6 protein-coding genes and 1 riboswitch are annotated in these 8060 nt (G+C 72.5%); of the genes, 2 read left to right on the top strand and 4 right to left on the bottom strand.

Annotated elements, in window-relative coordinates; genetic code table 11:
* Positions 1 to 56: 56 nt before the first annotated feature.
* Complete coding sequence (locus tag ACFV20_RS10660; RefSeq protein ID WP_385654875.1) at positions 57 to 1322, bottom strand: MBL fold metallo-hydrolase; 1266 nt, start codon at positions 1320 to 1322, stop codon at positions 57 to 59.
* 140 nt (positions 1323 to 1462) lie between these two features.
* On the opposite strand from ACFV20_RS10660, the gene ACFV20_RS10655 reads away from it, so the two are divergent.
* Together ACFV20_RS10655 and ACFV20_RS10650 are read left to right on the top strand one after the other, a co-directional pair.
* A complete protein-coding gene (locus ACFV20_RS10655) occupies positions 1463 to 2641 on the top strand; it encodes a Glu/Leu/Phe/Val dehydrogenase dimerization domain-containing protein (protein WP_385654872.1) in 1179 nt (392 codons plus the stop codon).
* Positions 2642 to 2740: 99 nt separating this feature from the next.
* Entirely contained in the window at positions 2741 to 3352 is a 612-nt protein-coding gene (locus tag ACFV20_RS10650) for a TetR/AcrR family transcriptional regulator (protein WP_385654869.1), read from the top strand.
* 131 nt (positions 3353 to 3483) lie between these two features.
* On the opposite strand, the gene ACFV20_RS10645 is transcribed toward ACFV20_RS10650, so the two are convergent.
* From ACFV20_RS10645 to ACFV20_RS10635, 3 genes are all read right to left on the bottom strand, one after another.
* Positions 3484 to 4269, bottom strand: a complete 786-nt coding sequence (locus ACFV20_RS10645) for an SGNH/GDSL hydrolase family protein (RefSeq protein ID WP_385654908.1) — start codon at positions 4267 to 4269, stop codon at positions 3484 to 3486.
* A 307-nt stretch (positions 4270 to 4576) separates the two neighbouring features.
* Positions 4577 to 5506, bottom strand: a complete 930-nt coding sequence (locus tag ACFV20_RS10640; RefSeq protein ID WP_385654866.1) for a peptidoglycan DD-metalloendopeptidase family protein — start codon at positions 5504 to 5506, stop codon at positions 4577 to 4579.
* 4 nt (positions 5507 to 5510) lie between these two features.
* A riboswitch (cyclic di-AMP (ydaO/yuaA leader) is annotated at positions 5511 to 5667 on the bottom strand.
* Between the two features lie 315 nt (positions 5668 to 5982).
* Positions 5983 to 8058, bottom strand: coding sequence for an alpha-galactosidase (locus ACFV20_RS10635; protein ID WP_385654906.1), 2076 nt, complete (start codon positions 8056 to 8058; stop codon positions 5983 to 5985).
* Between the last annotated feature and the right edge of the window lie 2 nt (positions 8059 to 8060).

Raw genomic sequence — 8060 nt, 5'->3', positions numbered from 1 at the left:
GGGCCGGGGAACTTCTCGCCCCGGCCCTCGCCGCTTCTCCGTCGTACGTGCCCGGGTCAGCCCGCCGGGAGTGTCTCGGGGTCCTCGGTGCCCTTGCCCGTCTCACGGCCACCGTCACTCAACGTATCGGCCTGGGCCAAGGCTGCGGCGTCGGACGCGGTCTTGATCGTGGCGTCGGCGAGGGCCTCCCCGGCCGGGAAGCCGCCCTCCGGGGCGAGCGCCACCCCGCGCCACCACGGCTCGGACGGGACGGTCTCGGCCGTGGGCTCGAAGGGCTCACCGGGACGGGGCAGGGCGACACCGGCGCCCTGGGCGCGGGCGGCCTCGAGGGTGCCCTCACCGGGATCCGCCCACGGGTGCGTCGCCAGGTTGAAGGTGGCCCAGTGGATCGGCAGCATCGGGCCGTGCTCCGGTCCGCCCTGGAGGTCCAGGTGGGCGCGCATGCCCTCCTCGGGGGTCATGTGGATGTCGGGCCAGAAGTCGGAGTAGGCGCCGATCTGGATCATCGTGGCGTCGAACGGCCCGTGCTCGGCGCCGATCTCCTTGAAACCGTCGAAGTAACCGGTGTCGCCGCTGTGGTAGATCCGGTGCTCCTCACCGGTGACGACCCAGGAGGCCCACAGGGTGTGCTGGGTGTTGCGCAGACCGCGACCGCAGAAGTGCCGGGCCGGGGTGGCGGTCAGGGTGAGGCCGCCGGTCTCGGTGGACTCGTGCCAGTCCAGCTCGCGCAGCCGGCCCGCGGAGACGCCCCAGCGCTCCAGGTGCGCGCCGACACCGAGGGGCACGGCGAACAGGGTGTCCGTGCCCGCGAGGGCCTTGATGGTCGGCATGTCCAGGTGGTCGTAGTGGTCGTGCGAGATCACCACGACGTCGACCGGCCCGAGGGCGGCCAGCGGCAGCGGCACGGGGTGCAGCCGCTTGGGACCCGCGAAGGAGAAGGGGGAACAGCGCTCGCCCCACACCGGGTCGAACAGGACACGCCGGCCGTCGATCTCCGCGAGGACGCTGGAGTGCCCCATCCAGGTCAGCCTGAGGCCGGTGGCGGGGGGCCGGGCGATGTCGGCGAGGGTGGTGGAGTGCACCGGGACGGCGCCCTTCGGGGCGCGGCGGGGCCGGGTCTCCTTGTCGAAGCAGACCTTCGCGAAGTCCACGGTGGAGCCCGAGGGCCGGGTCCGCGCGGGGCCGCCGGGGTTCTGGAAGACCCCGTCCTTGAAGTGGGGCGATCTGCGGATGCGCGCCATGCGCTCACCGCTCGGATCCGCGCCGAACGCCCCGGGCCGGAGCGCGCGGAGCCCGGAGCTCAGGGTACGGAAACCGGCCACGGTACCTCCAGGTGGAGTCGGTCAGGCTTTCCATTATGGTCGGCCCCTCCGACATCACGGGATCACAGGGGCCACACCGGGGGCCGGCCGGAGGCGATACTGACCGGTGATTCAGTTACTCGTGTGGCGAAGGAGTCCGTATGGCCGCCCCCCTGCTGTCCCTGACCTGGACCGATCACCTCACGGGACGGCAGGGTTTCCTGGTCGTGGACCGGCTGGTGCGCGGGGTCGCCAGCGGCGGTCTGCGGATGCGGGCCGGCTGCACCCTGGACGAGGTCACCGGCCTGGCCCGCGGCATGACCCTCAAGGAGGCCCTGCACTACGACCCGGCGAACCGGTACGTCCCCCTCGGCGGCGCCAAGGGCGGCATCGACTGCGACCCCCGGGACCCCGAGGCGTACCCGCTGCTGGTGCGCTACCTGCGCGCGATGCGGCCGTACATGGAGAGCTGCTGGACGACGGGCGAGGACCTGGGACTCACCCAGGACCTGGTCGACCGGGCGGCGGCCGAGGCGGGTCTGGTCTCCTCGATCCAGGCCGTGTATCCCCTGCTGGACGACGAGGACGAGGCCCGGGCGCGCCTGCGGGACGCGTTCGCCGTCGAGGTCGACGGCATCGGTCTGGACGAGCTGGTCGGCGGCTGCGGTGTGGCCGAGGCGGCCCTGACCGCCCTGGACCGGGCCGGTGTGCCGCGCACCGGGACGCGGGTGGCTCTCCAGGGTCTCGGCACCATGGGCGGCGCCACCGCGCGCTTCCTCGCCCGCGCGGGGCTCACGGTCGTGGCCGTCGCCGACCTCAAGGGCACCGTCGCCAACGCGGCGGGCCTCGACGTCGAGGCGCTGCTCGCGGCCAGGGACGCCCACGGCACGGTCGACCGCTCCGCGCTGCGCCCCGGCGACCGCGAACTGCCGGGCGAGGCCTGGCTGTCGGCCGACGCGGACGTGCTGATACCGGCCGCCGTGTCGTACGCGATCGACGACGCCAACCAGGAGCGGATCACCGCCCGTTGGGTCGTGGAGGCCGCCAACATGCCCGTGCGCCCGGAGGCGGAGCTGCTGCTGGCCGCGCGCGGGGTGACCGTGCTGCCGGACGTCGTGGTCAACTCGGGTACCAACGCCTGGTGGTGGTGGACGCTGTTCGGGGACGTCGGCGCCGACGCCGAGGAGGCGTTCGCCCACACCCGCCGGTCGATGCGTGCCCTGGTCGAACGGATGCTGGACCGCGCACGCGCCGAGGGGACGACACCGCGGGCCGCCGCCCACGCGATCGCGGCCGACCGGCTGCCGCTGATCGCGGAGCGCTTCGGCTGGTTCCGCTGAGGCAGCCGCCAGGACCCGCGCCGACGTCCGTGGCGGGCCCCGCCGGACCGGCCGGAACACCCCGTCGAGGGGCCGCACGCGCGTGGGTAGGGTGACGGCGTGACGAGAGTCCGGTTGAGTGTGGCCGAGCGGCGCGGGGATCTGCTGCGGGCCGCCATCGAGCAGATCGAGGCGAGGGGTGTGGCGGCGGTCAGGATCGCCGACGTGGCCTCGGCGCTCGGCGTGAGCAACGCGCTGGTCCTCTACCACTTCTCGACGAAGGAGCAGCTGGTCGCCGCGGCGTTCCGGCACGCGGCGGAGGGCGATCTGGCCCATCTGCGCAGGCTGCTGGGCCGCCGTTCGCCCGCACTGCGCCGGCTGCGGTCGGCCGTACGGTGGTACGCCCCGACGGGGCAGGCCAAGGGCTGGCGCCTGTGGATCGAGGGCTGGGCGGCGGCGCTGCGCGACCCGGCGCTGCGGGAGGTCGCCCAGGATCTCGACCGGCAGTGGAAGGCGGCCCTGGCCGAGGTGATCGCGGAGGGTGTGGCGGCGGGTGAGTTCCGCTGTCCGGACCCGGCCGGCACGGCCCTGCGGCTGACCGCTCTCCTCGACGGCCTGGCCGTCCAGTTGACGTCCTACGCCGGGGCGGTGCCGCGCACCCGGGCCCAGCAGTGGGTGGAGGAGGCGCTGGCCCGCGAACTGGGTCTGGCACAGGAGCGGCCGGCTCCCTAGGGGGCTGCGCAAAGCGCCGCCCGCCCCGCGAGGCCCGGCACGCCCTCTCGCCGCGCCGGGCGCGACGTCCCCGCCCGTGCGGGCCGGGCCGGTGTTCCGCCCGGCGCGGCCCGCACGGGCGGGAGCCGCTCTCACGCCACCGCCGCGATCCGCATCCTGATGTCGTCCGGCGACAGCGCGCCCTTGGCCGTCACGTGGTCGCCCGACGACTGCCCGCGCAGCCGGCGCCCGATCCACGGCACCAGGAACTCGCGTGCCCAGGCGACGTTGTCCCGCCGCACGTCGAGCGCACCGCGCGGGGGCGGCGGCGGCCACGCCTGCTCGGGGTCGGCCGGCACGTCGAGGCCGAGCACCTGGCCCGCGCGCAGCGCCACGCGCGTGTGCCCCTCGGGCGACAGGTGCAGCCGGTCGGCGTCCCAGGCCCGGCGGTCCTGCACGCTGCGCAGGGACCACAGGTCGAGCACCGGGCAGCCGTACCGGTCGGCGATGGCCCGCACATGTCCGTTGTACGTGGCGATCTTGCCGCGCAGATGCCTGAGCACGGGCACCCCGCGGGTGTCGAACCCGGTCGTCACCATGACCGTGCCGGACACGGCGGTGAGCTGGGCCAGCGCCCGTTCGAAGCGCTCGGCCACCTCGTCCGGGTCGGTGCCGGGCCGGATGATGTCGTTGCCCCCGGCGCAGAACGAGACGAGGTCGGGGGCCATGTCGACGGCCCGCGGAACCTGGTCCGCCACGATCTGGTCGAGGAGCTTTCCGCGTACGGCGAGATTGGCGTACCGGAAGTCTCCCTCGGGCCTGCGGTCGGCGAGCAGGACGGCGAACCGGTCGGCCCAGCCGACGAATGCCCCGTCGGGGCCGGGATCACCGACGCCCTCGGTGAAGCTGTCCCCCAGCGCCACGTACGACCCGATCACTGCTCTGCTGTCACTCTTCGAATCGTCTGCCACAGCAGCTCATGATTCACCTTTGAATGTGACTTACGCGACCGTAGGAAAGGATTGACGGGCGGTGAGATAAGCCACTCCTCAAGTGTTCGCCAACTCCGGAATACCCCGCTTGTCACGGATGTTTCGGGGTGAGCCGTCAGACCCGGAACCCGCTGATCCGGAAAAGGCCCCGGACGGACCGGCAGGCCATCGGGACGTGCGCACACCGAAGGCCGGACCCGGGGATCGGGGTCCGGCCTTCGGAGGCGTGTCAGGCAGGTGGTCGTGCGGTGGGTCAGCCGACGGAGACGCCGTGCGAGCGCAGGAAGGCGACCGGGTCCACGTCCGAGCCGTAGTCCGGCGTGGTGCGGATCTCGAAGTGCAGGTGCGGTCCGGTCACGTTGCCGGTCGCCCCGGAGAGGCCGACCTGCTGTCCGGCGGTGACGCTCTGGCCGGCCGACACGGAGAGCTGCGACAGGTGGGCGTACTGGGCGTAGTGACCGTCGTTCAGCTTGATGACGACCTGGTTGCCGTAGGCCCCGCCCCAGCCGGCGGAGACGACCGTGCCGGCGCCGACGGCCTTGAGGGACGTGCCGGTCGGGACGACGAAGTCGACACCGGTGTGGTAGCCGCTGGACCACATGCTGCCGGACATGTGGTACGGGGTGCCGACCGCGGCACCGGCCACCGGCAGCGTGTAGCCGGTGGAGTTGCTCTCGGCGGCGGGCTGGGCGGCGGCCGGCTTCGCGGCGCTCTGCGCCTTCGGGGCCGACTCGGCGGCGGAGGGCTTCGGGGCCGAGGTCTTCGGGGCCGAGGTCTTCGGGGCGGCGGGGGCGGAGGCCTTCGGGGCGGTCGCCGCCTTCTTGCCGATCGAGAGCTTCAGGCCCGGGTGGATCAGCGAGGGGTCGGAGCCCACGGCATCACGGTTGTCCGCGTAGAGCTTCTTCCAGCCGCCGCTGACGTTCTGCTGGTCGGCGATCCGGGCGAGGTAATCGCCGGCCTTCACGGTGTAGGTCTGGGCGCCATCGTTCTTTTCGGCGGCCTTTTTCCCGGCGACCGGAGCGGACTGGACGGCCTTTTCCGGAGCCGACTGCGGCGTCGCGGCATGGGCGCCGGCGGCCCCCATGAGCGGCAGGGCGAGGGCGGCTCCACCGGTTCCGGCGACGGCGATGGAGCGGGTGAAACGCTGGGTCTTGGGACGGCGGTGCTTACCCTTCGCGGGCATGGCGAATTCCTCTCCGTCGCCTGCGAGGTGAGCTGTCGGGTGCGGGCTGGAGATGCCCGGCCGCGCCGGGGCGCGGCTTAACCCCAAGCCGTTCCGGGAACCGGAACAGGCGTCTTACCTGTGGGTCCCCCGCTCCTGCCGTGCGTCGGGTCAGTGTGTGCGGGCTCCGGGCGGCGGCAGGATTAGGCGTCCGTCCGGATTGGTGTGGAACGTAAGCGACCGAGACGCAAAGGGACAAGCTTGCGGTTGCGCGTGAGGCCGTTTTTTCCCGACACATGGGCACGTGTGCTGTCACCGAGCGTGGATGACCGATCTCCCGCTTCGCGCAATAACCCTGCTCCGTGCGGGGATTACGTGAACATGGCGACAGCGGATCGTCACGAATATGACGATGGTCACGCGCCCCGATTCCATCTCCTTTACGATCGGGGCACGTTAGGCCTTAGCGGCCGTAATTCCCTATTCGGACAGAACGGCTACTTCCGCTTAAGCCGGACGACCGCGGCGTCCAGGTCTCCGCGCAGGCCGACGCGCAGCCCGTGGTGCAGAAGGAGCGCTCCGCGGTGAACTTCGCCCGTTTCGAGGCATTCGTACGATGCTGCCGGATCGAGGCCGCGCAGCCGGAGCGCCGGCACCGGCTCGCCGTAGCGCTGCGCCTGGAGCCAGGCGAGGACGACCGTCTCGTCGCCGAGGACGTACTGCACGGCGCTCAGCCCGCCCTGCGGGGGCCGCAGCCGGTACAGGTCACCGCGCTGCACCAGGGGCCGGATCTCCTTGTACAGCGCCACCCACTCGCCCGCCTCGGCGAGTTCCGCGGGCGTCCACCCGGTGAGGTCACCGCCGACTCCGAGCACCCCGGCCATGGCGCTGACGAAGCGGAACCGCAGCGAGCTGGCCCGGTGGTTGAGCATGGCGTTCGGGCTGTCCGTGACCCAGGCGGCCATGACCCGGGCCGGATGGATCTGGCTGAAGCCGTGCTGGATGGCGAGCCGGTCCAGGGGGTCGGTGTTGTCGGAGGTCCACACCTGGTCCGTGCGGCTCAGCACACCGAGGTCGATCCGCCCGCCGCCGCCCGAGCACGACTCGAAGGCCACCCCCGGATGGGCGGCCCGCAGCCGGTCCAGCAAGGCGTACAGCCCGTGGACATGGTCGGCCCACAGCCGTTGCGGATAGGCGTCGTCCGGCCATCCGGCATCCGTGAAGCAGCGGTTGAAGTCCCACTTCACGTAGTCGATCGGCGCACCGGAGAGGAGCCCGTCGAGCCGCTCCCACAGATACTCCCGGACATCCTCGCGGGCGAGGTTCAGTACGAGCTGATTGCGGAACTCCGTCCGCTTTCGCCCTGTTTGATACTGAACCCAGTCGGGGTGTTCCCGGTACAGGTCGCTGTCCGGGTTGACCATCTCGGGCTCCACCCAGATCCCGAACTGCATGCCGAGGCCGTGCACATGGTCGGCGAGCGGCTTCAGTCCGCCCGGGAATCGGTCGGGGTTCGGGGTCCAGTCGCCGAGGCCGGCCCGGTCGCTGGTGCGGGCCCCGAACCAGCCGTCGTCGACCACGAACAGTTCGACACCCAGGGCCGCGGCCCGCTCGGCGAGCGCCCGCTGCTGCTCCTCGGAGATGTCGAACTCGGTGGCCTCCCAGGAGTTGAAGAGCACCGGCCGGTCTCGTCCGGCGTCAGGGATCACATGGGTCCGCTGGTAGGCGTGCCAGGCGCGGCTCGCCCCGCCGAAGCCGCCGTCGCTCCAGAGCCCGGCGAAGACGGGGGTCGTGTACGACTCCCCCGTGCCCAGCATCAGCAGGCCGGAGTCGTCGTGGCCGGCCCCGCCGGTGATCTGCACGCGCGCGTCCGGGAGCTGGGCCACGGCGATGCGCCAGGACCCGGACCAGCCCAGGGCGCAGCTGTAGACCTCGCCGTGCTCCTCGGTGGCCTCGGTGTCGAGGGCGACCCACGGCAGGTGCTGGTGGGAGGTGTGGCCGCGACGGCTGCCGATGACCTTCTCGCCGTGGGTGAGGACGGAGCGGGTCAGCCGGGACTCGGCGCCCCAGCGGCCGTGCAGCTGGGAGAGCCGCCAGGTGTCGCGGTCGGGCAGGGTCCAGGTGGCGGAGTCGGCGCGCAGCAGTTCGACGGCCGGTCCCCGGTTGGCCAGCGTCACCCAGCGCTCGACGACGTCCGTCGAGGGGCGCATCCGGTAGTGCAGCGTGATGTCCAGGTCGCCGTCGCGAAAGCGCAGCCGCAGCTCGCCGTCCTCGGCGTCGTGCCCCTGGTAGGCCCACTCGGTGCCCCGCCGCTCGGCCGTGCGTACCGACAGGGCGGGGCGTACGAAGCGGGGGCCGCCTTCGACCGGGTACTCCTCGCGCCCGTCGAGCGGCGATTCGAAGGGCCAGTAGTCCGGCAGCGGCCGCAGGGCGAGGGCCTCGGCGTCGGCCGGGCCGATGCGGGGGCCCCAGTGCAGGTGCAGCAGCTCGTCCCGGTCGGTGACGTGGACGGCGTAGCTGCTGGCCGGCCCGGAGAGCACCCATGTACGACCGTCTTCGGAGATGTCCAGCATCA

It is taken from the genome of Streptomyces sp. NPDC059696, assembly GCF_042733745.1.
In the GTDB taxonomy this organism is placed as follows: domain Bacteria; phylum Actinomycetota; class Actinomycetes; order Streptomycetales; family Streptomycetaceae; genus Streptomyces.
The sequence above is the reverse complement of the archived record's forward strand: the minus strand, read 5'-3'. Positions and strand labels throughout refer to the sequence as shown.

What these genes read in the sequence shown, in the direction of transcription:
- ACFV20_RS10640 (WP_385654866.1), bottom strand. Translation starts at nt 5,506, where the DNA reads ATGCCCGCGAAGGGTAAGCACCGCCGTCCCAAGACCCAGCGTTTCACC.
- ACFV20_RS10655 (WP_385654872.1), top strand. Translation starts at nt 1,463, where the DNA reads ATGGCCGCCCCCCTGCTGTCCCTGACCTGGACCGATCACCTCACGGGA.
- ACFV20_RS10635 (WP_385654906.1), bottom strand. Translation starts at nt 8,058, where the DNA reads ATGCTGGACATCTCCGAAGACGGTCGTACATGGGTGCTCTCCGGGCCG.